Genomic DNA, 25,879 nt, shown 5'->3' with positions numbered 1-25,879 from the left:
CGAACGCCCCGCCCGGCCTGCCCGGCGGGGCGTTTGTTTGTCCGAACCCCCACATAGAGCCGCCCATGAGCCAGACCCACACCCCGATGATGCAGCAATACCTCGCGATCAAGCGCGAGCACCCGGACAAGCTGGTGTTCTACCGCATGGGCGACTTCTACGAGCTGTTCTACGAGGACGCCGAAAAGGCTGCCCGCTTGCTCGACATCACGCTGACCACCCGCGGCGCGTCCGCCGGCGTGCCGATCAGGATGGCCGGCGTGCCCTACCACGCGGCCGAGGGGTACCTCGCGCGGCTGGTGAAGCTTGGCGAGTCGGTCGCCATCGCCGAGCAGATCGGCGACCCGGCGACCAGCAAGGGCCCGGTCGAGCGCAAGGTGGTGCGGGTGGTCACCCCGGGCACGCTGACCGACGCCGCGCTGCTCGACGACAAGCGCGACAACCTGGTGCTCGCGCTCAACAGCGTGAAGGGCGTGCTCGGCCTCGCCTGGCTGTCGCTCTCCAGCGGCGAATTCAAGGTCATGCAGACAAGCGTCGACGAGCTCGTCAGCGAGCTGGAGCGCCTGAAGCCGGCCGAACTGTTGCTGCCCGAGGACAACCCGCTGCCCATCGTCGAGACGCTGGGCGTGCCCTGCCGCAAGCTGCCGTCCTGGCAGTTCGACGCCGAGTCGGGCAAGACCACGATGACCCGCCACTTCGGCACCCGCGACCTCGCCGGCTTCGGCGCCGACGCGCTGACCGTCGCCGTCGGCGCGGCAGGCGCCTTGATCGAGTACGTGCGGCTGACCCAGGGCAGCGAGCTGCAACACATCCAGGCGCTGGCGGTCGAGTCGCTGGGCGACCTGGTGCGCATGGACGCGGCGACCCGCCGCAACCTGGAACTGACCGAGACGCTGCGCGGCGAGAGCTCGCCGACGCTCGCCTCCCTGCTCGACACCTGCGAGACCGGCATGGGCAGCCGCCTGCTGCGCCACTGGCTGCACCACCCGCTGCGCGGGCACGCCGCCTTGCGCGCGCGCCACGAGGCGGTGCGCGCGCTGCTGCCCAGCTACGCGGCGCTGCGCGAGACCTTGTCCGGCGTCGCCGACATCGAGCGGATCAGCGCGCGCATCGCGCTGGGCAGCGCACGTCCGCGCGACCTCTCGGCGCTGCGCGACTCGCTCTCGGCGCTGGGGCAAACCCGCGCGCTGGCGCGCTCGCTGCCCTCGCAGCTGCTGGCCGAACTGGCCGCCGCGCTGCCGGAAGACTCGCCGCTTGGCGGGCTGCTCGCGCACGCCATCCTGCCCGAGCCTTCTGTGCAGTTGCGCGACGGCAACGTGATCAACCACGGCTACTCGGCCGAACTCGACGAATTGCGCGCGATCCAGCAGAACTGCGGCGACTTCCTGCTCGAGCTGGAGGCGCGCGAGCGCGCGCGCAGCGGCATCAGCACGCTGAAGGTCGAGTACAACCGCGTGCACGGTTTCTATATCGAGGTCAGCCGCGCGCAGTCGGACAAGGTGCCCGACGACTACCGCCGCCGGCAGACGCTGAAGAACGCCGAGCGCTATATCACGCCGGAGCTGAAGGCCTTCGAGGACAAGGCGCTGTCTGCCAACGACCGCGCGCTGGCGCTGGAGAAGCAGCTCTACGAGGCGCTCATCGGCGAACTCGCCGCGCATGTGGCCATGCTGCAGAAGGCCGCGCACGCGGTCGCCGCGCTCGACGTGCTCTCCGCCTTCGCCGAACGCGCCGACGCCGGCCGCTACGTCGAACCCGAACTGGTGCCGGATGCGCGCCTAGACATCGTCGGCGGCCGCCATCCGGTGGTCGAGGCCGGCCTCGAGCGTTTCATCGCCAACGACACCCGGCTGGCCGACGCCCGCCGCCTGCTCTTGATCACCGGCCCCAATATGGGCGGTAAGTCGACCTATATGCGGCAGACCGCGCTGATCACCCTGCTCGCCCACGTCGGCAGCTTCGTGCCGGCCGAGGCGGTGGTGCTCGGCCCGATCGACCGCATCTTCACCCGCATCGGCGCGTCGGACGACCTGGCCGGCGGGCGCTCGACCTTCATGGTCGAGATGACCGAGGCGGCCAACATCCTCAACAACGCGACCGAACAAAGTCTGGTGCTGATGGACGAGGTCGGCCGCGGCACGTCGACCTTCGACGGCCTGGCGCTGGCGTGGGCGATCGCGCGCGCGCTGATCGAGAAAAACCGCAGCTACACCTTGTTTGCGACGCACTATTTTGAACTGACGCGGCTCGCCGCCGAGTTCCCGGCGGTCGCCAACGTCCACCTGTCGGCCGTCGAGCACAAGAACAGCATCGTGTTCATGCACCATGTCGAGGAAGGCCCGGCCAGCCAGAGCTACGGGCTGGCGGTCGCGCAGCTGGCCGGCGTGCCGGCCAGGGTGATCCGCGAGGCGCGGCGCCACCTGGCCGAGCTCGAGGAGCAGTCGGTGTCGGCACAGCAGCCGGACCTGTTCGCGCCGTCGCGCGCACCGGCCGCCCCAGAACCGCACCCGGTCACCGCGGCGCTCGCCGACGTCGACGTCGACGCGCTGACCCCGCGCGAGGCGCTCGCGCTACTGTATGAGCTAAAAACGCAACTCGATTGAAGCATAAGTCATCACGGTGAAAATAATCTTGCGCCGCGATACAAATATTCCATCAGGTTGTCTATAGTCAGCTTGTACAATTCTTATATAGAGAGCTAGGAAAGTGCAGACCATGGCCCATACCGAAACGAGGAGCGGCATCCAGCGCCTGTTCAACCTGCCCGAGGACGCCGAAGGCCTGCCGCTAGCGGCAGTCGAGGACCGGGCAAGCCGTCGACTGAGCGAATTCTCGGCGTTCGCCTTGCAGACCCTGTCCGAAATGGGGATCACCATTCCGCCGGCGGTCAGCTTCGTGTCCTGCCCCAACTGTCAGCTGGAGATCAACAGCCAGCACCCGCACGCGGCAGAAATCCAGGCGTGGCTGAACGAGAGCCTGGAAGCGCAGGAGCGTTTCAAGAAGGTCGAGGTGCTGTACGAGCTGATCCGCGCCAGCGAACTGGCCGGCCAGACCATTCCGCCGTCGGTCTGCTTTCACGTCGGCCTGACCAGCGCCGGCGCGATCGCCTACTTCGAGACTTTCGTCCCGCGCTGCAGCTGACCGTAGCGCCGCCGCGGCCAGACGCGGCGGCAACCTCCCGCCCGCCTCAATCCCAATAGCCGGGCGCGTCGTAACAGCCTTTCAGGAACTCGATGAACACCCGCACCCGCTGCGGCAGGAAGCGCCGCTGCGCGACCACCGCGCACACCGGGTAGTCCGGCGACGAGAAGCTGTCGAGCACCGTCACCAGCCGTCCGTCGGACAGGTCATCCTTCACCTCCCACAAGGACCGCCAGGTCAGCCCCAACCCCCTAAGCGCCCAGTCGTGCAGCACCGCGCCGTCGCTGCATTCGAGCGAGCCCGACACCCGCAAATTGACCGGCCGGCCGTCGACGACGAACGCCCAGCCGCGGCTCTGGCTCTCGCCGAGCGACAGGCAGTTGTGGCGCGATAGGTCGTCCAGCGTGCGCGGGATGCCGTGCTCCGCAAGATAGGCCGGCGAGGCGACCACCACCCGCCGGTTGCCGGCGAGCCTGTGCGCGATCAGCGAAGAGTCGGCCAGGTCGGAGATGCGGATCGCACAGTCGATGCGTTCGCGCGCCAAATCGACCAGCCGGTCGGAGAGGTCGAGCGCCACCTTGACGTCAGGATGCAGCGCCTGGAAGGCCGGCAGGTGCGGCGCGACGTGTCGGCGGCCGAAGCCGGCCGGCGCGGACAGCCTGAGCACACCGCGCGCGCGCGCGTTGCCGGCGCCGACCGCCGCCTCTGCGTCGGCCAACTCCCCCAGGATGCGCTGCGCCTCCTCGAAGAACGCCGCCCCCTCCTGCGTCGGCGTGACGCTGCGCGTGGTGCGCAGCAAGAGCCGCGCGCCGAGGCGGTTCTCCAGCGCGTCCAGCCGGCGGCCGACCATGGCCGGGCCGACGCCTTCGGCACGCGCGGCGGCGGACAGGCTGCCCAGCGTGACCACCGCGACAAAGGTTTCCAGTTGCTTGAACGCGTCCATGGGCAAAATCGGGCAAAGCACCCATCTTAGCGCATCCTTCAGCCGGGCAAGACCAGCTCGCCGGCCAGTCGGGCCGCAAGGTACTGAGCCAGCCGCGTGCGTTCGGCTCGGACACTGTCCGGCGACTGCCGCAGCAGGGCGTATGCGCGCTCGACGCGCATCGCAAGCGTGCCGTCGCCCGGCCCCGCCGCGACGGCCGCGTCCAGCATCACCGCCAGCTGCCAGCGCGGCAGTTCGTCCGTCCCGGCCGAGGGTTGCAGCCAGGTGCCCCCCGTTGCCCCGTGTAGCATTTCCGCTGCAGCGCGGCGCGGTTGCCAAGATTGACTGCCCATTCGCCCCACCCTTTTTCAGTAAATTCCAATAAACTGCGTACTCGCTTCAGGATGCCAGCGATGAGCGGCTGCTGCACGCGCAAATTCCCCAAATGGATAAATTACCAAGCAATAAAATGACAGATACGGGTCTCGGACACGCCAAGACGGCCATCCTGATGGGCGAGATGACCGTCCCCCATCTGCGGGCGGTCTACCACGCTTTCGACGGGGACCTGCTGCTTGCGCTGGTGCTGGGCGAGCTCTCCCACCGCTCGCTGTCGAAACTGTTCGAGCGCCATGGCGGCGAGCACCCCGACCTCGACCAGTGGCTGCGTCTGCCCGAAGACGAACGCGCGCGCTACCTGCGCCCGTGCAATGCCTTTTCGCTGGCAGAGGCAACCGGCATCCCGCGCGAGACGGTTCGCCGCAAGGTCAAGATCCTGGTCGACAAAGGCTGGGTGCACGAGGCGCCGAACAAGCAGCTGACAATCACCGACGAGCCGGCCCGCCTGTTCGCGCCGCTCTATCTGTCCCTGAGTGAGCAGTGCACACGCATCGGTGAAGCCTTGCGCGGAGGGACGTCGTACACGCGCCCCGCCGGCGCCTATTAGGCAGACAAAAGTAAAAGAAGCTGTGCATCACAAGCGCTTTTACGCCGATTAAAATATCAATACACTGACCGAAAACCTGTTGTCCTAAACAAAGGAGTTTGGTCATGTCCGTTCAACTGCCGCAAGGCGTCGAGATCCTCGCGCCGCTCACGCCCGAGTTCGAGTCCATCCTGAGCGCCGACGCGCTCGCCTTCGTCGCCAAGCTGCACCGCAAGTTCGAGGGCACCCGCCGCGAACTGCTCGCCCGCCGCCTGCTGCGCCAGGCTGAACTGGACGCCGGCCGCCTGCCGGACTTCCTGCCGGAAACCGCCGCCGTACGCGCCGGTAACTGGCAGATCGCGCCGCTGCCGGCCGACCTACTGGACCGCCGCGTCGAGATCACCGGTCCAGTCGAGCGCAAGATGATGATCAACGCGCTCAATTCCGGCGCCAAGAGCTTCATGGCCGACTTCGAGGACTCCAACTGCCCGAGCTGGGAAAACCAGATCAGCGGCCAGATCAACGTGCGCGACGCGTACCGCAAGTCCATCGCCTTCACCAGCCCCGAGGGCAAGCAGTACGCGCTGAACGACACCATCGCCACGCTGATCCTGCGCCCGCGCGGCTGGCACCTGATGGAGAAGCACGTCAAGGTTGACGGCGAGATCGTCTCCGGCGCGCTGTTCGACTTCGCGCTGTCGTTCTTCCACAATATCCACTACCTGGTCGGCGAAGGCCGCGCGACCTACTACTACCTGCCGAAGATGGAAAGCCATCTGGAAGCACGCCTGTGGAACGACGTGTTCGTGTTCGCGCAGAACGAGCTGTCCGTCCCGCAAGGCACCATCAAGGCGACCGTGCTGATCGAGACCATCCTCGCCGCCTTCGAGATGGACGAGATCCTGTACGAGCTGCGCGAGCACAGCTCGGGCCTGAACGCCGGCCGCTGGGACTACATCTTCAGCTGCATCAAGAAATTCAAGAACAACAAGGACTTCTGCCTGGCCAACCGCGGCGCGATCACCATGACGGTGCCGTTCATGCGCGCCTACGCGCTGTTGCTGCTGAAGACCTGCCACAAGCGCCAGGCGCCGGCGATCGGCGGCATGGCTGCGCTGATCCCGATCAAGAACGATCCGGTCGCCAACGAGAAGGCGCTGGGCGGCGTGAAGGCCGACAAGGACCGCGACGCGGGCGACGGCTACGACGGCGGCTGGGTCGCGCACCCGGGCCTGGTGCCGGTCGCGATGGAAGCGTTCAGCGCCGTGCTGGGCGACGCGCCGAACCAGATCGGCAAGCAGCGTGACGACGTGGTGGTCAAGGCGTCCGACCTGCTGAACTTCCAGCCGGAAGCGCCGATCACCGAGGCTGGCATGAAGCTCAATATCGACGTCGGCATCCAGTACCTCGGCTCGTGGATCTCCGGCAACGGCTGCGTGCCGATCCACAACCTGATGGAAGACGCTGCCACCGCCGAGATCTCGCGCGCGCAGATCTGGCAGTGGATCCGTTCGCCCAAGGGCGTGCTCGACGACGGCCGCAAGGTCACCCAGGAACTGTTCGCGGCGTTCCACGCCGAAGTGGTCGCCGACCTGAAGGCCAAGCTGGGCAGCCGCTGGACCCGCCAGTACGAGGACGCCGCGCGCATGTTCGCCGAGCTGACCAGCTCGGACGACTTCGTCGAGTTCCTGACCCTGCCGGGCTACGACTACATCGACTGAGCCGCCCGCTGGACGCGACAGGCCACCCGCAAGCGGGTGGCTTTTTTTGCGCCAGAAAATAGCCAGCATATTGCTACGGAATAACCAGCCAACACCCCACACGCGACCACCTCATGGGATTTGCAGCAATATAAAACCAATAAATATACAAATCGCGCACATTTGAAGCCGGGCACTCCCTGCACGCGATCATGCAGTGCAATAAGATTGCCGAAAATATCCAGAACACAACCGGAGCCCGCCATGCCCAAGACCACCCAAGCCCTGCTCGCCGCGCTGATCGCCGCCGGCGCCGCCCTGCCCGCCGCCGCCGCTGACATGAAGTCGGTCGCCATCACCGCCATCGTCGACCACCCCGCGCTCGACGCCGCCCGCAAGGGCGTCGAGGACGAGCTGAAGGCTGCGGGTTTTGTCGCCGGCAAGAACCTCAAGCTGCAGTACCAGAGCGCGCAGGGCAACACGGCGACCGCCGCGCAGATCGCGCGCAAGTTCGTCGGCGACAAGCCGGATGCCATCGTCGCCATCGCCACCCCCAGCGCGCAGGCCGCCGCTGCCGCCACCCGTTCGATCCCGGTGGTATTCACCGCGGTAACCGACCCGGTCGCTGCCAAGCTGGTGCCGTCGTGGAAAGCCGGCGGCGGCAACGTGACCGGCGTGTCCGACAAGCTGCCGATCGGTGCGCAGGTCGACCTGATCCAGCAGGTCAAGCCGGGTGCCAAGCGGGTCGGCATGGTGTACAGCCCGGGCGAGGTCAACTCGGTGATCGTCGCGCGCGAGCTGAAGGAAGAGCTCGGCAAGCGCGGCATGACGCTGGTCGAGTCGGCCGCGCCGCGCACGGTCGACGTGGCGCCGGCCGCGAAGAACCTCGCCGGCAAGGTCGACGTGATCTACACCAGCACCGACAACAACGTCGTCTCCACTTACGAGTCGCTGGCCGCCGTCGCCGCGCAGGCCAAGCTGCCGCTCATCGCCGCCGACACCGACTCGGTCAAGCGCGGCGCGATCGCGGCGCTCGGCCAAAACTACTACGACATCGGCCGCCAGACCGGCCGCGTCGTGGTGCGCATCCTCAAGGGCGAACAGGCCGGCGCCATCGCGCCGCAGATGGGCCAGAAGCTGAGCCTGGTGGTCAACCCGGCCGCCGCGCAGAAACAGGGCGCGCCGCTGTCGGCGGAGCTGGCCAAGCGCGCCAGCGAAACCGTCAAGTAAGCGTGCATCGCAGGCGGGGGAAATCCCCCGCCCCAGCCGGCCGCAGAAGCCGGCACCTCCCGGAGCCATACCATGTCCATGATCGCCCTGATGGGCGCGCTGGAAATCGGCCTCGTCTTCGCGCTGGTCGCGCTGGGCGTGCTGATCTCCTTCCGCATCCTGAATTTCCCCGACCTGACGGCCGATGGCAGCTTCCCGCTGGGCGGCGCGGTCGCCGCCACGCTGATCGCCGGCGGCCACGACCCCTATACCGCCTGCCTGATCGCCATGATCGCGGGCGCGGCCGCCGGCTGGTGCACCGCCTGGCTCAACGTGCGGCTGAACATCCTGCAGCTGCTCTCCAGCATCCTGGTGATGATCGCGCTCTATTCGATCAACCTGCGCATCATGGACGCGCCAAACGTGCCGCTGATCGGCGCGCCGACCGTGTTCTCGCCGCTGATCGGCGACGACTTCGAGTCGGCTTACCTGGTGCAGCCGGCGGTGCTCGCCGCGGTGGTGATCGCCGCCAAGCTGCTGCTCGACGTGTTCTTCGCGTCGCAGGCCGGGCTCGCGATGCGCGCGACCGGCGCTAACCCGCGCATGGCGCGTGCGCAGGGCATCTCGACCGACCGCATGACGCTGGCCGGCATGGCGCTCTCCAACGCGCTGATCGCGCTGGCCGGCGCGCTCTACGTTCAGACGCAGGGCGGCGCGGACATCTCGATGGGCATCGGCACCATCGTGGTCGGCCTTGCCGCGGTCATCATCGGCGAGACGCTGATCCCGGCACGCACCTTGTGGGTGGTGACGCTGGCCACCGTGCTGGGAGCGCTGCTCTACCGCGTGATGATCGCGTTCGCGCTGAACGCCGAATTCATCGGGCTGGCCGCGCAGGACCTGAACCTGGTCACCGCCTTGCTGGTCGGCTTCGCGCTGGTGTTGCCGCTCTTGAAAGCCAAGGCGAACGCCGCCCGCGGGAGGACCGCCTGATGCTCGCCGCCCACAATCTGACCAAGACCTTCAACCCCGGCACGCCGATCGAAAACCCGGTGCTGCGCGGACTGTCGCTCACCATAGAAAGCGGCCAGTTCGTCACTGTGATCGGCAGCAACGGCGCTGGCAAGTCGACCTTCCTCAACGCGATCTCGGGCGACGTGACGCCGGACGGCGGCACGCTGGCGATCGACGGCCAGGACGTGTCCCGCCTGCCGAGCTGGCAGCGCGCCGGCCTGGTCGCCCGCGTGTTCCAGGACCCGATGGCCGGTACCTGCGAGGCGCTGACCATCGAGGAGAACCTCGCGCTCGCCTGGCAGCGCGGGCAGCGCCGCGGGCTCGGCCCGGCGGTGAAAAAGGCGCAGCGCGAGTTGTTCCGCGACAAGCTCGCCACCCTCAGGCTCGGCCTGGAAAACCGGCTGGCAGACCGCATGGGCCTGCTCTCGGGCGGCCAGCGCCAGGCGGTCAGCCTGCTGATGGCGTCCCTGCAGCCCTCGCGCATCCTGCTCTTGGACGAGCACACCGCCGCGCTCGACCCGAAGACCGCCGCCTTCGTGCTCGAGCTGACCGACCGCATCGTGCAGGAAAACAGGCTGACCACGCTGATGGTCACCCACTCGATGCGCCAGGCGCTCGACCACGGCGGGCGCACCGTGATGCTGCACCAGGGGCGGGTGGTACTCGACGTGGACGGGGAGACGCGCGCGCGCATGCAGGTGGCCGACCTGTTGTCGATGTTCGAGAAGACCCGCGGCGAGACGGTGGACGACGACGCGCTGTTGCTGGGCTGAGTGCGGGCGGCCCCTTGTGCGGCTATCATGGCAAACATCGCACCTTGATCCATGGAGCATTGCCATGAAGCTATACGGCCTCGCCTTCGCCGCCCTGTTGCCGTGTGCCTCCGTGCTGGCCGAGCCGGTGGTGCTCAACCTGAGCGCCAACGCCTCGCGAGAAATCGCCAACGACGAGATGGTCGCCCGCCTCTACGTGCAGGCCGACGCAGCAAGTCCGGCCGTCCTCGCCCGAGAGCTGGGCGGTGCGCTCGAGCGCGCGCGCAAGGAGGCCGCGCGTTACCCGCAGCTTTCCTTCGCGCAGGCCGGTTACAACAGCTGGCCCGAATACGGCAAGGACAGGAAGGTGAACGGCTGGCGCGGCCGCGCCAGCGTGACGGTCAGCGGCCGAGACCTGCAAGCGGCGTCCGAGCTGGTCGCCCGCCTGCAAGGCTTCATGCTGATCGAGAGCATCGGCTTCCAGGTCTCGGAGTCGGCGCGCCGCGCGGCGCAGCAGGCACTGATCCCCGAGGCGCTCGCCGACATCGACGCGCAGGCGCGCGTGGTCGGCCGCAGCCTCGGCAAGCCGCGCCAGGCGGTGCGCGAGCTGACGCTGAACGGTCCGGGCGGCGGCGCGCCGATGCCGGTGTTCGCGCAGGCCAAGTTCGCCGTCGCCAACGCCGAGGCCGGCGCACCGGCCCCGGTCAACTGGCAGCCGGGCGTCAGCCGCATCGGCGTCGACGCGAGCGCTCGCGTAGAACTGCAGTGACAGCCGGCACGCGCCGCGTTACAGTTAGGGCAAGGACGGCGCCAGCCGTCCTGTCCATTTCCCTGCACGCATCATGAAGCTGATTTCCTCCCCTACCAGTCCGTTCGCCCGCAAGGCCCGCATCGTGCTGGCCGAAAAAAAGATCGACTGCCCCGTCGTCGAGTTGTCTCCGTGGGATGACGCGGAAGCCGTCGCCCGCTACAACCCGCTGGGCAAGGTCCCCGTACTCGAGCTGGACGACGGCAGCACGCTGTTCGACTCGCGCGTGATCGCCGAGTACCTCGACAGCATCTCGCCGGTCTCCCGCCTCTACCCGCAGGAGCGGCGCGCGCTGGTCGAGACCCGCCGCTGGGAAGCGCTGGCCGACGGCGTGTGCGACGCGCTGGTCGCAGCCGTCATCGAACGGCGTCGCCCGGAAGCCTTGCAGAGCGCCGCGAGCATCGAACGCCAGCTGGAAAAAGTCGAGCGCGGCCTCGCCGCGATGGCCGACGCGCTCGGCGAGCGCGTCTGGTGCAACGGCGAGGCGTACGGCATCGCCGACATCGCCTGCGGCTGCTGCCTCGACTACGTCAGCCTGCGCCTGCCCGAACTCGACTGGCGCGAACGCCACCCGGTACTCGCCCAGCACGCCGACAAGCTCGCGGCCCGGCCGGCGTTCGCCGAGACCCGCCCGGCCTGAGACGCCGCTTGCGCTGCGTCAACAGCGAGCAAGCACACCTGTTTTAAGCTGCGGTTTTTGGAACCGCTCCGTGTCCACGCTGACCGCCTTTGCGCCGCACCCGGCGCAGCGGCGCGCGCTCGTGCAACTGACGCTTGGCGTCTGCTGCCTCGCCGCGTCGCCGCTCCTGGTGCGCCTGTCGCATGTCGGGCCGATCGCCTCGGCCTTCTACCGCCTGCTGCTCGCCCAACCCGTCCTGCTGTTGCTGATGTACGGCCGCCTCGCCGGGGTACCCGTCCGCACGCCTGAAGCCGGCCGGCACCACCGCGTCTGGGCGTGGGTCGCCGGCGCCTGCCTCGGCCTCAACCTCGCCTTGTGGAACCAGTCGCTGACCATGATCAGCGTCGCCAACGCCACGCTGATCGACAACCTGGCGCCGGTCTTCATCGCCCTGTTCGCCTGGTTTGCCTTCGGCGAACGCCCGGGTGCCCGGCTCAGTGCAGGCATGCTGCTCGCCGTCGGCGGCGCGTCCTTGCTCGCGCTGGGCGAGAGCGCCGGTGCAGGCTCCGGCGCCGTGTTCGAAGGACACTTGATCGCGCTGGCGGGGGCGGTGTTCTACGCCGCCTACTTTCTCGCGCTCAAGCCGGCGATGGCCGGCGGCCGCTTCGAGACGGTGATGCTGGAGAGCAGCCTCGCCGCGACGCTGACGCTGGCACCCCTGATGCTGATCTCGGGCGAACACTGGTGGCCGCAAGGCTGGATGGCGTGGGGCATCCTGCTGATGATGGCGCTGTGCGTGCACTGCGCAGGACAGGGTCTGGTCGGCAAGGGTTTCGCCGCCCTGCCGGCATCTTCGGCTTCGCTGTTGCTGCTGTTGCAGCCGGTGATCTCGGCCGCACTCGCCTGGCTGATGTTCGGCGAGGCGCTGGGCGCGCTGCAACTGGCCGGCGCCAGCGCGGTGCTTGCCGGGCTCTACTGGGCCGGCGGCGGCGGGCACGATCAGCCGCGCGGGTGATGGCGCGCGTGCAAGGCGCGCAGGCGTTCGCGCGCGACATGCGTGTAGATCTGCGTGGTCGAGATGTCGGCGTGGCCGAGCAATAGCTGGACCACGCGCAGGTCGGCGCCGTGGTTGACGAGGTGGGTCGCGAACGCGTGGCGCAACGTGTGCGGGCTGACGCCCGTCAGGCCCAGCATGCCGGTGTAGCGCTTGACCAGTTGCCACGCCATCTGCCGCGTCATCCCGGCGCGGCGCACCGTCACGAACACTTCTTCGCAGGCGCGCCCCGACAGCAACAGCGGGCGCGCCTCGGCCAGATAGACGGCCAGCCACTGCTGGGCGGGCTCGCCCATCGGTACCAGCCGCTGCTTGTTGCCCTTGCCTATGGTCGACACCACGCCGGCGGCCAGGTCCAACTCCGACAACTGCAGGCCGACCAGTTCGGACACCCGCAGGCCGGTCGCGTACATCAGCTCGAACATCGCCCGGTCGCGCAGCCCCAGCGGCGTCGCCGTATCCGGCGCCGCCAGCAGCGCGTCGACGTCCGCCTCGCTGAGCGTGCGCGGCAGCGTGCGTCTGGGTAGCGGCCCCTTCAGGCGCTGCGCCGGGTCGTCGGCACGCTGCCCGCTATCGAACAGGAACAGGTAGAAACGGCGGCAGGCGGCGATCAGCCGCGCGCGGGTGGCCGGCTTTTCGCCGTCCTGCGGCTGCAGGGCGGCTGCCAGGGCCTCGGCACCGGCCGTCGCTAGGCCGCCCCCCTCCCCGTCCAGCCGCGCGGCGAGTTTGGCAAGGTCGCGCCGGTACGCGTCGAGCGTGTTGCGCGACAGCCCGTCGGAGAGCAGCAGGTGGTCGACGAACAGGTCGATCAGTTCAAGGTCTTCGTTCATGCGCAAGCAACCAGCGCTTGACCGACAGCATGCCGCCGTCCGTCGAATGGTTGAATCCGCCCAGCCCCCGCGCGGCGACCACCCGGTGGCACGGGATGAAGATCGGCAGCGGGTTGTCGCCGCAGGCGGTGCCGACCGCGCGCGCGACCGACCCCACCCGCTGCGCCAGCGTCTGGTAGCTGACGACCTCGCCCGGCGGCACCCCGGCGATCGCCTGCCACACACGCAGGCGGAACGGCGTGCCGCGCGGCGCGAGCGGCACCGTGAAGCGAAAGCGCGGGTCGGCGAACCAGGCGTCCAGTTCAGCCGCGGCCCGCGCGGCGAGCGAGCCGGCGGCAGGCGTGACCAGCGGCGCGTCCGGCGTCAGGAAGTCGACGCGCAGCAGCGCGTCGTCCGCGCACACCAGCCCGAGCCGGGTGCAAGGGGTGGCGATCACCGCGTCGTAGGCGTCCATCACGGCGCTCCTTACAGGCATGAAAAAAGCGCAAGGCATGCCTTGCGCTTCGGGTCGCGGCAGGTGAAGCGATGCTCCACCCTGCTGCATTAACCAGCCTTGCGGGCCGGCAGCTTTTCCTTGATGCGTGCGGACTTGCCGGTACGACCACGCAGGTAGTACAGCTTGGCGCGACGCACGTCACCGCGGCGCTTGACTTCGATCGAAGCCACCAGCGGGGAGTAGGTCTGGAAGGTACGCTCAACGCCTTCACCGGCGGACAGCTTGCGCACGATGAACGAGCTGTTCAGGCCACGGTTGCGCTTGGCGATCACCACGCCTTCGTAAGCCTGCAAACGCTCACGGTTGCCTTCCTTCACCTTCACCTGGACGATAACGGTATCGCCCGGTGCGAATTCGGGAATGGTCTTGCCCAGGCGGGCGATTTCTTCGTTTTCCAGTTGCTGGATCAGGTTCATCTTAATGCTCCGGTTTTTGGGAATCTTGTTCCTGCTGGTACTCTGCCAGCAGCCGAGATTCCTGTTTTGTAAACGGACGACCTTCGAGCAGTTCCGGGCGACGTTGCCACGTCCTTCCCAGCGACTGCTTGAGCCGCCATTTGGCGATCAGCGCATGATTGCCGGACAGCAATACATCCGGCACCCGCATGCCCTGATACTCTTCGGGCCGCGTATAGTGCGGGCAATCGAGCAGGCCGTGGGCGAACGAATCCTCGTCCGCCGACTGGGCGTCACCCAATACCCCGGGCAGCAAACGCAGCACCGTATCCGTCAGCACCATCGCCGGCAGCTCGCCGCCGGAGAGGACGTAGTCGCCGATGGAAATTTCCTCGTCGACCTCGGTACGGATCAGCCGCTCGTCGACGCCTTCGTAGCGCCCACACAGCAGGATCAGCCCCGGCCGTGCCGACAGCTCGACCGCCTTGCGGTGGCTAAGCTGCGTGCCCTGCGGCGACAGGTAGACCACGTGGCTGTCCGCCACGCCGGCTGCGGCCTGCCGCGCACGCGCGGCGCCGATCGCCGCGGCCAGCGGCTCGATCATCATCACCATGCCGGGGCCGCCCCCGTAAGGCCGGTCGTCGATGGTGCGGTAATTGTCGTGGGTGAAATCGCGGGGATTCCACGCCGCGAAGTCGCAGACGCCGATCTGGACTGCCCGCCGGCTGACGCCGAAACGGGTGACCGCGTCGAACATCTCCGGGAACAGCGAGATGGCGTCGATCAGCATCAGTAGTCGAGCCCCCAGTCGGCCGTCAGCCGGCCACCGGCAAGATCGACTTCGAGGACCACCTGCTCGACAAAGGGCAGCAGGCGTTCCTTGCCATGATCGTCGAGGACCAGTACATCGTTGGCCCCGGTCTGCATCAGGTTCTTCACCTTGCCCAGTCGCTCGCCGGCCGGGTTGAACACTTCAAGGCCGATCAGGTCGGTCCAGTAGTATTCCCCCTCACCGGCTGCCGGCAGCTCGGCACGGGCAACGGCGATCTCGCAACCGCGCAGCGCGTGCGCCGCGTCGCGGCCGCTGACCCCCTCGAGCTTGGCCACCAGCGCCTTGGGCTGGACGGCACCTTCCTCGAAGGTATACGCCGACCAGCTGCCATCCTTGCCCAGCCACCAGACAGGGTAGTCGAACAGGCTATCGGCGTACTCGGTATCCGCGTGGATCTTCACCCAGCCGCGGACGCCGAAGGCGCCGCTGATATAGCCCATGACCACCAGGTCTTCGCTGCGCATGGTTTCCGTCTTCAATTCAGGACGGATCAGGCAGCCGCCTTGGACTGCTCCTTGAGCAGCTTGGCGACGGAGTCGGTCACCTGGGCGCCGGTACCGATCCAGTGGTTGACGCGGTCCATTGCGAAGCGGACGCGCTCTTCCTTCTCGTTGGCGACCGGGTTGTAGAAGCCAACGCGCTCGATGAAGCGGCCGTCGCGGCGGCTGCGGGAGTCGGTTACAACGATGTTGTAGAACGGACGGTTCTTGGAACCACCGCGAGACAGACGGATCACTACCATTGTCGTTTGTCCTTGAAAAATTCGGAACGTAGAAAAGCGTGCAATTCTATGGCAGTTTTTCCTTATCTGGCAAGCGTTTAATCCCGCCGCGCGCGGCCGGGGGCAACGCCCGCCACGCTACAGCGGCTTGCTGACGATGGTCAGCGCGCGGTCCTCCGGATGCGTCTGCACCTCGAAGCCCAGCCGGTGCATCAGCTTGAGCATACCCTTGTTGGCGGCCAGCACCTCGCCGCGCATGGTGGTCAGCCCCTGTTCGCGCGCCGCGTCGAACAGCACCCCCATCAACAGCTGGCCGATCCCCTTGCCCTGCCAGTTGTCGGCAACCTCGAGCGCGAACTCGCACGAGGCCATGTCCGGGTCGGTGATGTAGCGGGCGACGGCGAGCATTTCCTCGCCCGCCTCGCCGTCGCGCACCATCGCCAGCGCCATCTCGCGGTCGTAATCAAGCTGGGTGAAACGTACCAGCATCTGCTGCGACAGCTGCTTGATGCTCGACAGGTAGCGGTTGTAGCGGCTCTCGTCGGACAGGTTGCGCACGAACGCCTGCTGCATCTGCGCGTCCTCCGGACGGATCGGGCGGATTCGCACGCGCGTGCCATCGGTCAGGGCGGCCTCGCTGACGCGGTGCGTCGGGTACGGCATGATCGCCATATGGCGGTAACGCAGCGTGTCGGGCTCGACCGCCTGCACGATGATGCGCGCGTCCAGCGCGAGCACGCCGTTTTCGTCGACCAGAAGCGGGTTGGCGTCCAGCTCGCGGATCTGCGGCAGCTCGCACACCATCTCCGAGACCCTGAGCAGCACCTCCTGCAACGCGTCCTGGTCGATCGCCGGCAGGTTGCGGAACGCGCCCAGCGTCTTGCCGACCCGGGTACGCGCGACCATGCGCCCGACCAGGTAGTCGTTCAGCGGCGGCAGCGACAGCGCGTAGTCCTGCAGCACCTCGGCCGCGATGCCGCCGGCGCCGAACAGCATGACCGGGCCGAAGGTCTCGTCGTGGCTGACGCCGACCATCACCTCGCGCGCGTGCCCGCGCTTCTTCATGGCTTGCACCGAAATGCCGGAGAGCCGCGCGTCCGGGCGCAGCCGGCGCACCCCCTCGACAATGCCGGCCCACGCCTGGCGCAGGCTCGCCTCGTTGCCGATATTGAGCTCGACCCCGCCGACGTCCGACTTGTGGATGATGTCGGGCGAGTCGACCTTGAGCACCACTGGGTAGCCGATCCCGGCAGCCAGCGCGATCGCCTCGTCCTCGCTGCGGGCCAGTTCGGTGCGGTTGACCGGCACGCCGAACGCGGCGAGCACCGCCTTGGACTCGCGCTCGGAGAGCAGGCGACGCCCTTCGGCGAGCGCGCCGTCGATCACCTCGCGCGCGGCGGCCAGGTCGGGCGCGCGCCGCTCGCCCTCGAGCGGCCCCGGCGTCTGCAGCAGCAATTGCTGGTTCTCGTGGTAGGCCGCGAGGTTGCGGAAAACCTCGATCGCGAACTCGGGCGCCCTAAAGTGCGCGCACTTGTTCTTGGAAAACAGCTCGCGGCTCTCGGACACCTTGGCGTCGCCCAGCCACGACAGGAAGATGGGCTTGCCGGTCTCCCGCTGCAGCCCGACCATCAACTGGGCGGTGGTCAGGTGGTCGGTGCCGGCCTGCGGCGTGAAGACCACCAGCACGCCGTCGACGCCCGGGTCGTCCAGGCAGGCCTTGACCCCGCTGCGAAAGCGCACCGGCGAGGCGTCACCGATGATGTCGACCGGGTTGCCGCGCGACCAGTTGCGCGGCAGCACGTCGTCGAGGCGGGCAACGGTCTCGGGCGACAGGCGGGCGAGCTCGACCCCGTTGGCGCGCGCGCTGTCCGCGGCGAGCACGCCCGGACCGATGCCGTTGGTGACGATCGCCAGCCGCCGTCCGCCGACCCGGTAGTTGGCGGCCAGCACCTTGGCCGCGGTAAACAGCTGGGCGATGGTCTGCACGCGCAGCACGCCACCGCGCGAGAGCGCGGCGTCGAACACGTCGCTGCTCTCGAGCATGTGCGGGTGCAGCGTCAGCTCGGCCGCCTCTTCGTCGTCGTGGCGGCCGGACTTGATCACCACCACCGGCTTGGTACGCGCGGCGGCCCTGAGCGCACTCATGAAACGGCGCGCGTCGTGGATATGGTGGACGTGCAGCAGGATGCCCTGCGTGAAGCTGTCGGCGACCAGGTAGTCGAGAATCTCGCCGAAGTCGACGTCGAGCGCGGTGCCCACCGAGATCACGCTGGAAAAGCCGATCCCCTTGCTGTCGGCCCAGTCGAGCATCGCCGTGCAAAGCGCCGACGACTGCGACACCAGCGCTAGGTTGCCCGCCTTGACCCGGCTCGTGTAGTTGGTCGCGTTGAAGCCGGCGACCGGGCGCATCAGCCCGAGCACGTTGGGGCCGAGCACGCGAATGCCGTGTTCGCGCGCGATGGCGAGCGCCTCGGCCATCAGTTCGCGGTCGGATTCTTCGCTGTCGGAAAACTCCTTGGCCAACAGCATCGCCTGCACGCCCTTCTTGCCGCAGTCGCGCATGATCGCGGGCAAGGTCCTGAGCGCGGTGGTGACGATCGCCAGCTCGATCGGCGCCTCGATCTGGCGCACGGACGCGGTCGCCGGCACGCCGCCGACCGTCTTGTGGTTGAGGTTGACCGGGTAGAGCTTGCCCTGGAAGTTGCCGGCGAGCAGGTTGGCGAACACGGCCTGGCCGACCGAGCCCGGGGTGTCGCTCGCGCCGACGACGGCGACGCTGCGCGGGGAAAACAGGGGAGTCAGGTAATGGGGCTTCATGGATCTGTTCCGGGTAAGCGGCCGTAAACACGGGCGGGCCTGGCTACGCCTGTGCCAGTCTAACCCAAAGCAATTGCCAACCGGCGCCCATGGATTACACTAGCATGCACCACCGGCAGAGGCCGGGTGGCGCCGGGTACGCAAACTTGTTACGCTGTAGCGTTTCCCGACGAAATATTGCACCGCAACAATCGCCACGTCGAGTCCGGCCTGCATCCGACCACGGAGTTTACGAACAAATCATGACGAACCGCGTCGTCACCCTTGCCCACTACTACACGCAACCGGAAATCCAGCAGATGGCCGACAAGGTCGGCGACAGCCTGGAATTGTCGCTATACGCCCGCGAGGCGGAAGCCGACACCATCGTGTTCGCCGGCGTGCGCTTCATGGCCGAAACCGCCAAGATCCTCAACCCGCAAGCCCGCGTGATCCTGCCCGACGCCGGGTCGACCTGCTCGCTGGTCACCCAGACCGACGTGACCGCGCTCAAGCGCTGGCGGGAGAGCCACCCGGACCACGTGCACGTGTCGTACATCAACTCGAGCGCGCAGCACAAGGCACTGTCCGACTGGATCGTCACCAGCCGCAACGTCGACGACATCATCGCCCACCTGTACGCCGAGGGTAAGAAGGTCATCTTCTCGCCCGACCGCAACATGGGCGCTTACCTCAACTACCAGTACGGCTACGATATGCCATTATGGTCGGCGGTATGCGAGGTGCACGACAAGTTCAACGAGGCTGCGCTGCAGGAGGCGTTCGACGCGGTACCGGGCAGCAAGTACCTGATCGCCCACCCGGAGAGCCCGCTGCCGGTACTGAAGAAGGCCGACTACGTCGGTTCGACGTCCGGCATGCTGAACTGGGTCAAGGCCTACCAGGGCGATGCGCGCGCGGTGATCTTCGTCGCGACCGAGGACGGCATCCTCTACAACATGGGGCTGGCCCGCCCGGACCTCGACCTGCGCCAGGCGCCGATCTACGCCGGCTGCCAGTGCAACTCCTGCCCGTACATGAAGATGAACACCATCGAAGCCGTGCGTCGCGCACAGCAAGGTGAAGGTACCGAGATCGACTACCTGGGCGAGGCCGAGATGGCCGCCGCCCGCGTGCCGATCGAACGCATGCTCGAGTTCAGCCGCCGCTACTACGCGTAAGGCAGGCCCGGCGCCCGCCCGCAAGCCCTCGCCCGCGCGAGGGCTTTTTGTTGCGCGCAAACGCGCGCTTCCCGCCGGCGACCCGGCCATTGCCGCATTTTTGCGCAACCCGCTTGGGTGGCACCGCCGGCGAGGATACAATCGGACACTCGCACTAGAGGCCCGCCATGAGATTCCTGATCAGCAACGACGACGGTTATTTTGCCCCCGGGCTCGCCGCCCTGGCGGCCACGCTCGGCCGCCACGGCGAGGTGGTTGTCGTCGCGCCGGAGCGCGACCGCAGCGGCGCGAGCAATTCGCTGACGCTGGATCGGCCGCTGACGCTGCGCCAGGCCGCCAACGGCTTTCACTACGTCAACGGCACGCCGACCGACTGCGTGCACCTGGCGGTCACCGGCTGGCTGGACTTCCGCCCCGACATGATCTTCTCCGGGATCAACCACGGCGCGAACATGGGCGACGACACCATCTACTCCGGCACCGTCGCCGCCGCGACCGAGGGCTACCTGCTCGGCATCCCGTCGGTAGCCGTCTCGCTGTGCGGCAAGAGCGGGCAGAACTTCGCGACCGCCTGCCACGTCGTGGATGGGCTGGTCGAACGCTTCCGGGCCCGCCCGTTCGGCGCGCCGGTGCTGCTCAACGTCAACGTGCCGGACATCCCGCTGCCGGCGCTCGCCGGCGTGACGACGACCCGTCTGGGCCGCCGCCACCACGCCGAACCGGTGATCGAGGCGCGCAACCCGCGCGGCGAAGCCGTGTACTGGGTCGGCGCGGTCGGCGCCGCGCAGGACGCCGGCGAAGGCACCGACTTCTGGGCCACCGCAAACAACCTGGCGTCGGTCACCCCGCTGTCGATCGACCTCACCGCGTACCCCCAACTGGACGGAGTCAAGGCATGGTTGCAACCGTAGGCCCGCGCGCGCACGGCTGGGGGATGATGTCGGAGCGCACGCGCGCGCGGATGGTCGAACGCCTGCACCAGGGCGGCATCCGCGACGAACGCGTGCTGGAGGCGATGCGGCGGGTGCCGCGCCATGTCTTCGTCGACGAGGCGCTGGCCAGCCGCGCGTACGACGACGTGTCGCTGCCGATCGGCCACGGCCAGACCATCTCACAGCCGTTCACCGTCGCCCGAATGACCGAGCTGCTGCTCACCGGCAGGCCTGCCGGCAAGGTGCTCGAGATCGGCACCGGCTGCGGCTACCAGAGCGCCGTGCTGCTGGAGAGCGGCGCCGACGTCTATTCGATCGAACGGCTGGGCCCGCTGCTCGCCAAGGCGAGGCAAAACCTGCGCGCGGCGAAACTCATCCACGCGCGGCTGGTCCATGCTGACGGCCACGCTGGTTTGCCCGACGTGGCGCCGTTCGACGGCATCATCATGACCTGCGCGGCGCGCTTCGTGCCGCAGGCGCTGGTCGACCAGCTGGCCGAAGGCGGCCGCATGATCATGCCGCTGGGCGACGACGAGCAGTACCTGCTGCTGCTCGAGAAGACCCCGCAGGGCCTGCGGCAGACCCGGCTCGACCCGGTCAAGTTCGTCCCCCTGCTCAGCGGCCGCGCCTGACCCGGCAGGCCCCCGAATCCAACGCGGACGGCGCACGGCGCCGCCCACCAGATGACATGAACAGCATGAACAAGAACCGAAACCCACGCTCCACCCTGCTCAAGCTCGCCGGTACCGGCACCCTGCTCCTGCTGACGGCCTGCGCGCAAACCTCGCAGCCGGCCGCGCCCATCGTCAGCGGCGGCGCCCAGTCGCCCGCCTACGGCGCCGCGCCGGCCACGCCGCAGATGCAAGGCGGCGCCGAGGCGATCGCCCTGCCGGTCGGCGCGTCCGCGCAGGCGCTCGGCGCGAAGACGCATATCGTGCAGCCGGGCGAGAACCTGTACCGCATCTCGCTGAACAACGGCCTCAAGCACCAGGACGTCGCGCGCTGGAACGGCATGGAAACCTTCGACATCAAGGTCGGCCAGGTGCTGCGGCTGACGCCGCCTGGCGGCGCGGCCAGCGTCGCCGGCAGCGCCCCCGCCGCCGCGCCGGTCGTCCGCGCCAGCCCGTCGCCGGCACCGGCTGCCGTTGCCGACGGCACGCTCAAGCCCTACCCGCAGGCGCTGAAACTGCCGTACAGCGCCCAGGCGGGGAGCGAACTTGCCCGACTTAGCGAAGGCGGCGCAGGGGCCGCGCCGGCCGCCAAGACGCCGGCGCCGATTATCGCGGCCGCTCCCGTTGTCGCGGCGTCACCGGCGGCCAAGCCCGCCGCCACCGCTCCGGCAGCCGCCCCCGTCAAGCAGGCGGAAGCGCCAGCCAGCAAGGCGGCCACCGACAGCACGCCGCAGCCGGTGGCGGCAGGGACGGGCCGCTGGCTGTGGCCGACCGAGGGCAAGGTAGTCGGCCGCTTCAACGACAAGAACAAGGGGATCGACATCGCCGGCAAGGCCGGCCAGCCCGTCCTCGCCTCGGCCGACGGCAAGGTGGTGTACAGCGGCAACGGCCTCAAGGGCTACGGCAAGCTGATCATCGTCAAGCACGACAAGGAATTTCTGACCGCGTACGCGCACAACAGCGACCTCTTGGTCAAGGAAGGCCAGAGCGTCAAGCAGGGGCAGAAGATCGCGCTGATGGGCAATACCGACGCCGACCAGGTCAAGCTGCACTTCGAGATCCGCGAATTCGGCAAGCCGGTCAACCCGGAAAACCACCTGGGCAGCCAGCCCTGATTGGCTTTCCCTCCACACCCGGCGTCCCTTGCGCGCGGCGTCCCACAACGGGCCGCCGCGCGTTTGCATTCACCGGCCGATTAGAGCAAACTCTATCAAAAGGTCATAATCTGACCGCCCGCCGCAAGCGCAAGCAAGTAAGGACGTTCCCTTGTTTTCCTGGCTCAAGAACCGCTGGCACCGCACCGGCCTGACCGCGTATATCACCCACAAGGACTGCCTCGGCCACAATATGGGCGTCGGCCATCCGGAATGCCCCGAGCGGCTGATCGCGATCCGCGACCAGCTGATGGCGTCGCAACTGTTCGACAGCCTGCAGGAGGTCGAAGCGCCGCAGGTGACGATGCAGCAGCTCACCCGCGTGCATCCGCCCCGTTACGTCGAGTACCTGGAAGCCTGCGCGCCGCACGTCGGCACCTTCCGCATCGACCCGGACACCGCGATGTCGCCGGGCACGCTGGCCGCCGCGCAACGCGCGGCCGGCGCGGTGGTCAAGGCGGTCGAACTGGTATGCGAGGACAAGGCGCCCAACGCGTTCTGCGCGATCCGCCCGCCGGGCCACCACGCGGAGAGCGCCAAGTCGATGGGGTTCTGCTTCTTCAACAATATCGCCGTCGGCGTCGCCCACGCGCTGTCTGTGTACAAGTACGAGCGGGTGGCAGTCATCGACTTCGACGTCCACCATGGCAACGGCACCGAGGAAATCTTCAAGGACGACCCGCGCGTGATGATGGTGTCGACCTTCCAGCACCCCTTCTTCCCGTACAGCGGCGACACGCCGGCCGGCAGCAACCCCAACCTGCACAATGTTCCGCTGAAGGCCGGCAGCGGCAGCCGCGACTTCCGCGAAGTCGTCGAGACGGTCTGGCTGCCCTTGCTGCACGACTTCCAGCCTCAGATGCTGTTCATCTCGGCCGGGTTTGACGCGCACCGCGAGGACGACATGGGTTCGATGGGGCTGACCGAGGCGGACTTCGAGTGGGTGACCCGCCATCTGGTGCAGGTGGCTGACCTCTACTGCCAGGGCCGGCTGGTGTCGGTGCTCGAAGGCGGCTACGACCTCTCCGCGCTGGGGCGCAGCGCCGCCGCGCATATCCGCGTGCTGTCCGACCTGTAAGCCGCCGGCACGCGCACAAGACAAAGCCTGCTTGCACGGCAAGCAGGCTTTGTCTTGGATGACCGCCGCCGACGCTGGCGGCCGGCAGCGTCACACGCCGATCTGGTTCAGCGGCAGCGCCGTGGTCTGCTTGAAATCCTTGAGCACGAAGCTCGACTTCACGTCCTCGACCCCCGGCTGCTGCAACAGCTGGTCCATCACGAACCGCGAGAAGTGCTCGAGGTCCTCGAAGTACACCTGCAACAGATAGTCCATCTCGCCGGTCATCGCATAGCAGTTGACCACCTCGCTCCAGCCCTGCACCGCCTCGATAAAGCCCTTGAGGCTGCTCCCGCCCCTTTTCTCCAGCTTGACCCGCACGAAGGCGTGCAGTCCCAGCCCGATGCGCGCCGGATCCAGCAGGGCCACGTACTGGCGGATCACGCCGGACTCCTCCAGTTGCTTGAGCCTGCGCAGGCAGGGCGACGGCGACAGCGCGACCTTTTCGGCCAGTTCGACGTTGGAGAGCCGCCCGTTCAATTGAAGGGCGGCCAGCATTTTCAGGTCCGTTTTATCCAGCGCAACAGTCGGCATGATTTCTCCTGTAAAGACGATTTGTTTGTAATTTTTATCCGTGCAGGCCGGCGCGGCACACCGAGAACGCACATTAATTGCAGCGCTTCTACTCTAGAATGAAATGCCAAATTCAGTCCAGATGATGGTGTCAGATTGCGTCGTTTAGTGTTGTAAGGGAGAAACCGCCATGCTCGCAGCCCCTGCCGCCGCCAGGACATCCAGCACGTGCTGGCCGGATATCCACGGCGTGCCGGTGCCGGCCTACGACGAGGCCGAACACGCTGTGTGGCGGGCGCTGATCGGGCGCCAACGCGCGCTGTGGCCCGGGCGCGCGTGCGACGAGTACCTGCAGGCCCTCGCCGACACCGGGCTCGTCTGCGAACGCATCCCCAGGCTTGCCGACATCAGCGACCGCATCTCTTCACACACCGGCTGGCAGCTGGTGCGCGTCGACGGCATCGTCCCCGACGACGAATTCTTTGCGATGCTCGCAGCGCGCCGCTTCCCGTCGACCGACTTCATCCGCGACGCCGCCGACCTCGACTACACGCCGGCCCCCGACATCTTCCACGACCTGGTCGGCCACGCACCGCTGCTCACCCACCCGCGCTTCGCCGCCTTTTTCCAGCGGTTTGGAGAGGCCGGCGTGCGCGCGCACAAGCTGGAGCTCCCGGCACGCCACGCGCTCGCCCGCCTCTACTGGTACACCGTCGAATTCGGGCTGATCTGCACCGGCGAGGGCTTGCGCATCTACGGCGCCGGCATCCTCTCCTCGCACCAGGAAGTGGGCTACAGCCTGTCTGCGGCGACCCACAAGCACGCGTTCGACCCCGACCTGATCGCACGAACCGATTACGACGTCTGGCACCTGCAGGACGAGCTCTTCGTGATCGACAGTTTCGACGCGCTCGAAGCAGGCTTCGCGCGCTGGACCGAACAAGCCGGGCTTTCCGGCTGAAACGGGACGGGGCAAAGACCCCGCCCGCCCGACAACAAGCAAGGAGACAGCATGTTCAACCCCCTAGGCTGCGACGGCTTCGAGTTCGTCGAGTACACCGCCCCTGACGCCGCCGGCATCGCCGAACTCAAGGCGCTGTTCGCCACGCTGGGTTTCACCGAAATCGCGCGGCACCGCCACAAGGACGTCAGCCTGTTCCGCCAGGGCGATATCAACTTCATCGTCAACGCCGAGCACAGCCACCCGGCCCACCTGTTCGGCCAGGCGCACGGGCCGTCGGCGTGCGCGATGGCGTGGCGGGTCGAAAACGCCGCGCGCGCGTACGAATACGCGCTTGCGCACGGCGCGCGGCCGTACACGCACAAGGCCGGCTTCATGGAGCTGAACATCCCGGCGATCGAAGGCATCGGCGGCTCGGCGATCTATCTGGTCGAACCGCTTGCAAACGGCTGCGAGATCTACGACGTCGACTTCGTCGCGCTGCCCGGCGCCGAGCGCCACCCGGCCGGCGTCGGCCTGCAGGCGATCGACCACCTCACGCACAACGTGCACCGCGGGCAGATGCAGCACTGGGCGTCCTTCTACCAAGACATCGCCAACTTCCGCGAGATCCGCTACTTCGACATCGAAGGCAAGCTGACCGGCCTGCGCTCGATGGCGATGACCAGTCCGTGCGGCAAGATCCGCATCCCGATCAACGAGTCGGCCGACGACAAGAGCCAGATCGAGGAATTCCTGCACGCCTACCACGGCGAGGGCATCCAGCACATCGCACTCGCCAGCGCCGACATCCACGCGACGGTCGAGGCGCTGCAAGGCGCCGGCGTACGCTTTCTCGACACCCCGGACAGCTATTACGCGCGCGTCGACGCGCGCCTGCCCGGCCACGGCGAAAACGTCGAGCGGCTGCGCCGCAACCGCGTGCTGATCGACGGCGCGCCGCAGGACGGCGGCGGCATCCTGCTGCAGATCTTCACCGAGACCGTGATCGGCCCGATCTTCTTCGAGATCATCCAGCGCAAGGGCGACGAGGGCTTCGGCGAAGGCAACTTCAAGGCGCTGTTCGAGTCGATCGAGGACGACCAGGTCAGGCGCGGCGTGCTGCAGGAATCGTGAGCCGGCAAGGGGTAATTTTT

Annotated in this window: 27 protein-coding genes; 17 read left to right on the top strand and 10 right to left on the bottom strand. The window is 67.7% G+C overall.

The annotated features are described in order from the left end of the window. Window positions 1–65: 65 nt before the first annotated feature. On the top strand, window positions 66–2,603 hold the full coding sequence (gene mutS / locus E5K04_RS10080; RefSeq protein ID WP_235844338.1) for a DNA mismatch repair protein MutS: 2,538 nt from the start codon (window positions 66–68) through the stop codon (window positions 2,601–2,603). A 112-nt stretch (window positions 2,604–2,715) separates the two neighbouring features. Then, a complete protein-coding gene (locus tag E5K04_RS10075) occupies window positions 2,716–3,141 on the top strand; it encodes a hypothetical protein (protein ID WP_136553614.1) in 426 nt (141 codons plus the stop codon). A gap of 46 nt (window positions 3,142–3,187) precedes the next feature. Here E5K04_RS10075 and E5K04_RS10070 read toward each other — a convergent pair whose 3' ends face one another. Next, the gene (locus E5K04_RS10070; RefSeq protein ID WP_136553612.1) at window positions 3,188–4,084 is read right to left on the bottom strand and encodes a LysR family transcriptional regulator; all 897 of its coding nucleotides are present in this window, start codon (window positions 4,082–4,084) and stop codon (window positions 3,188–3,190) included. A 38-nt stretch (window positions 4,085–4,122) separates the two neighbouring features. Next, window positions 4,123–4,374 (bottom strand): hypothetical protein, encoded by a 252-nt coding sequence (locus E5K04_RS10065; protein WP_136553610.1) that lies wholly within the window; start codon window positions 4,372–4,374, stop codon window positions 4,123–4,125. Between the two features lie 158 nt (window positions 4,375–4,532). On the opposite strand from E5K04_RS10065, the gene E5K04_RS10060 reads away from it, so the two are divergent. The 8 genes from E5K04_RS10060 to E5K04_RS10025 all read left to right on the top strand — a co-directional run bounded on the left by E5K04_RS10060 (window position 4,533) and on the right by E5K04_RS10025 (window position 12,105). After that, window positions 4,533–5,009 carry a helix-turn-helix domain-containing protein gene (locus E5K04_RS10060; protein ID WP_136553608.1) on the top strand — a complete coding sequence of 159 codons (477 nt, stop codon included), beginning with the start codon at window positions 4,533–4,535 and terminating at the stop codon, window positions 5,007–5,009. 104 nt (window positions 5,010–5,113) lie between these two features. Next, on the top strand, window positions 5,114–6,709 hold the full coding sequence (gene aceB / locus E5K04_RS10055; protein WP_136553606.1) for a malate synthase A: 1,596 nt from the start codon (window positions 5,114–5,116) through the stop codon (window positions 6,707–6,709). 243 nt (window positions 6,710–6,952) lie between these two features. Further along, a complete protein-coding gene (locus E5K04_RS10050) occupies window positions 6,953–7,918 on the top strand; it encodes an ABC transporter substrate-binding protein (RefSeq protein WP_136553604.1) in 966 nt (321 codons plus the stop codon). 72 nt (window positions 7,919–7,990) lie between these two features. After that, entirely contained in the window at window positions 7,991–8,890 is a 900-nt protein-coding gene (locus tag E5K04_RS10045) for an ABC transporter permease (RefSeq protein WP_136553602.1), read from the top strand. Next, window positions 8,890–9,684, top strand: a complete 795-nt coding sequence (locus tag E5K04_RS10040) for an ABC transporter ATP-binding protein (RefSeq protein WP_136553600.1) — start codon at window positions 8,890–8,892, stop codon at window positions 9,682–9,684. Before E5K04_RS10045 ends, E5K04_RS10040 begins: the two co-directional genes overlap by 1 nt. A 64-nt stretch (window positions 9,685–9,748) precedes the next feature. Further along, the gene (locus E5K04_RS10035) at window positions 9,749–10,432 is read left to right on the top strand and encodes an SIMPL domain-containing protein (protein ID WP_136553598.1); all 684 of its coding nucleotides are present in this window, start codon (window positions 9,749–9,751) and stop codon (window positions 10,430–10,432) included. A 73-nt stretch (window positions 10,433–10,505) separates the two neighbouring features. After that, on the top strand, window positions 10,506–11,111 hold the full coding sequence (locus E5K04_RS10030) for a glutathione S-transferase N-terminal domain-containing protein (protein WP_136553596.1): 606 nt from the start codon (window positions 10,506–10,508) through the stop codon (window positions 11,109–11,111). 70 nt (window positions 11,112–11,181) lie between these two features. Next, complete coding sequence (locus tag E5K04_RS10025; protein WP_136553594.1) at window positions 11,182–12,105, top strand: DMT family transporter; 924 nt, start codon at window positions 11,182–11,184, stop codon at window positions 12,103–12,105. Here E5K04_RS10025 and xerD read toward each other — a convergent pair. The 7 genes from xerD to E5K04_RS09990 all read right to left on the bottom strand — a co-directional run bounded on the left by xerD (window position 12,090) and on the right by E5K04_RS09990 (window position 18,235). After that, window positions 12,090–12,974 carry a site-specific tyrosine recombinase XerD gene (gene xerD, locus E5K04_RS10020; protein WP_136553592.1) on the bottom strand — a complete coding sequence of 295 codons (885 nt, stop codon included), beginning with the start codon at window positions 12,972–12,974 and terminating at the stop codon, window positions 12,090–12,092. The genes E5K04_RS10025 and xerD overlap by 16 nt on opposite strands. Further along, window positions 12,958–13,428, bottom strand: a complete 471-nt coding sequence (locus E5K04_RS10015; RefSeq protein WP_136553590.1) for a methylated-DNA--[protein]-cysteine S-methyltransferase — start codon at window positions 13,426–13,428, stop codon at window positions 12,958–12,960. Before E5K04_RS10015 ends, xerD begins: the two co-directional genes overlap by 17 nt. 89 nt (window positions 13,429–13,517) lie before the next feature. Beyond that, on the bottom strand, window positions 13,518–13,886 hold the full coding sequence (gene rplS, locus E5K04_RS10010) for a 50S ribosomal protein L19 (protein ID WP_136553588.1): 369 nt from the start codon (window positions 13,884–13,886) through the stop codon (window positions 13,518–13,520). A 1-nt stretch (window position 13,887) separates the two neighbouring features. Further along, window positions 13,888–14,655, bottom strand: a complete 768-nt coding sequence (trmD, locus tag E5K04_RS10005; protein WP_136553586.1) for a tRNA (guanosine(37)-N1)-methyltransferase TrmD — start codon at window positions 14,653–14,655, stop codon at window positions 13,888–13,890. Next, window positions 14,655–15,161, bottom strand: coding sequence for a ribosome maturation factor RimM (gene rimM, locus E5K04_RS10000; RefSeq protein ID WP_136553584.1), 507 nt, complete (start codon window positions 15,159–15,161; stop codon window positions 14,655–14,657). The genes trmD and rimM overlap by 1 nt, the downstream gene beginning before the upstream one ends. 26 nt (window positions 15,162–15,187) lie before the next feature. Beyond that, a complete protein-coding gene (gene rpsP, locus E5K04_RS09995) occupies window positions 15,188–15,439 on the bottom strand; it encodes a 30S ribosomal protein S16 (protein WP_136553582.1) in 252 nt (83 codons plus the stop codon). 117 nt (window positions 15,440–15,556) lie between these two features. After that, the gene (locus E5K04_RS09990; RefSeq protein ID WP_136553580.1) at window positions 15,557–18,235 is read right to left on the bottom strand and encodes a bifunctional acetate--CoA ligase family protein/GNAT family N-acetyltransferase; all 2,679 of its coding nucleotides are present in this window, start codon (window positions 18,233–18,235) and stop codon (window positions 15,557–15,559) included. A 242-nt stretch (window positions 18,236–18,477) separates the two neighbouring features. Between E5K04_RS09990 and nadA the strand changes: the two genes are divergently transcribed. The 5 genes from nadA (at window position 18,478) to E5K04_RS09965 (ending at window position 23,230) form a co-directional block, all read left to right on the top strand. Further along, window positions 18,478–19,395, top strand: coding sequence for a quinolinate synthase NadA (gene nadA / locus E5K04_RS09985; protein WP_136553578.1), 918 nt, complete (start codon window positions 18,478–18,480; stop codon window positions 19,393–19,395). A 167-nt stretch (window positions 19,396–19,562) separates the two neighbouring features. Continuing rightward, a complete protein-coding gene (surE, locus tag E5K04_RS09980) occupies window positions 19,563–20,306 on the top strand; it encodes a 5'/3'-nucleotidase SurE (protein WP_136553576.1) in 744 nt (247 codons plus the stop codon). Next, entirely contained in the window at window positions 20,291–20,959 is a 669-nt protein-coding gene (locus E5K04_RS09975; RefSeq protein ID WP_136553574.1) for a protein-L-isoaspartate(D-aspartate) O-methyltransferase, read from the top strand. The genes surE and E5K04_RS09975 overlap by 16 nt, the downstream gene beginning before the upstream one ends. Window positions 20,960–21,024: 65 nt before the next feature. Beyond that, window positions 21,025–22,113 (top strand): peptidoglycan DD-metalloendopeptidase family protein, encoded by a 1,089-nt coding sequence (locus tag E5K04_RS09970; protein ID WP_136553572.1) that lies wholly within the window; start codon window positions 21,025–21,027, stop codon window positions 22,111–22,113. A gap of 151 nt (window positions 22,114–22,264) precedes the next feature. Further along, window positions 22,265–23,230, top strand: coding sequence for a histone deacetylase family protein (locus E5K04_RS09965; protein ID WP_136553570.1), 966 nt, complete (start codon window positions 22,265–22,267; stop codon window positions 23,228–23,230). A gap of 90 nt (window positions 23,231–23,320) precedes the next feature. On the opposite strand, the gene E5K04_RS09960 is transcribed toward E5K04_RS09965, so the two are convergent. Next, entirely contained in the window at window positions 23,321–23,803 is a 483-nt protein-coding gene (locus E5K04_RS09960) for an Lrp/AsnC family transcriptional regulator (protein ID WP_136553568.1), read from the bottom strand. A 169-nt stretch (window positions 23,804–23,972) separates the two neighbouring features. Here E5K04_RS09960 and E5K04_RS09955 point away from each other — a divergent pair, with 169 nt between their 5' ends. Together E5K04_RS09955 and hppD are read left to right on the top strand one after the other, a co-directional pair. Next, entirely contained in the window at window positions 23,973–24,743 is a 771-nt protein-coding gene (locus tag E5K04_RS09955; protein WP_136553566.1) for a phenylalanine 4-monooxygenase, read from the top strand. 51 nt (window positions 24,744–24,794) lie between these two features. Next, entirely contained in the window at window positions 24,795–25,859 is a 1,065-nt protein-coding gene (hppD, locus tag E5K04_RS09950) for a 4-hydroxyphenylpyruvate dioxygenase (protein ID WP_136553564.1), read from the top strand. Window positions 25,860–25,879: the final 20 nt, after the last annotated feature.

The sequence above is a fragment of the Crenobacter intestini genome (assembly GCF_004919095.1).
GTDB classification, from domain to species: domain Bacteria; phylum Pseudomonadota; class Gammaproteobacteria; order Burkholderiales; family Chromobacteriaceae; genus Craterilacuibacter; species Craterilacuibacter intestini.
The sequence above is the reverse complement of the archived record's forward strand: the minus strand, read 5'-3'. Positions and strand labels throughout refer to the sequence as shown.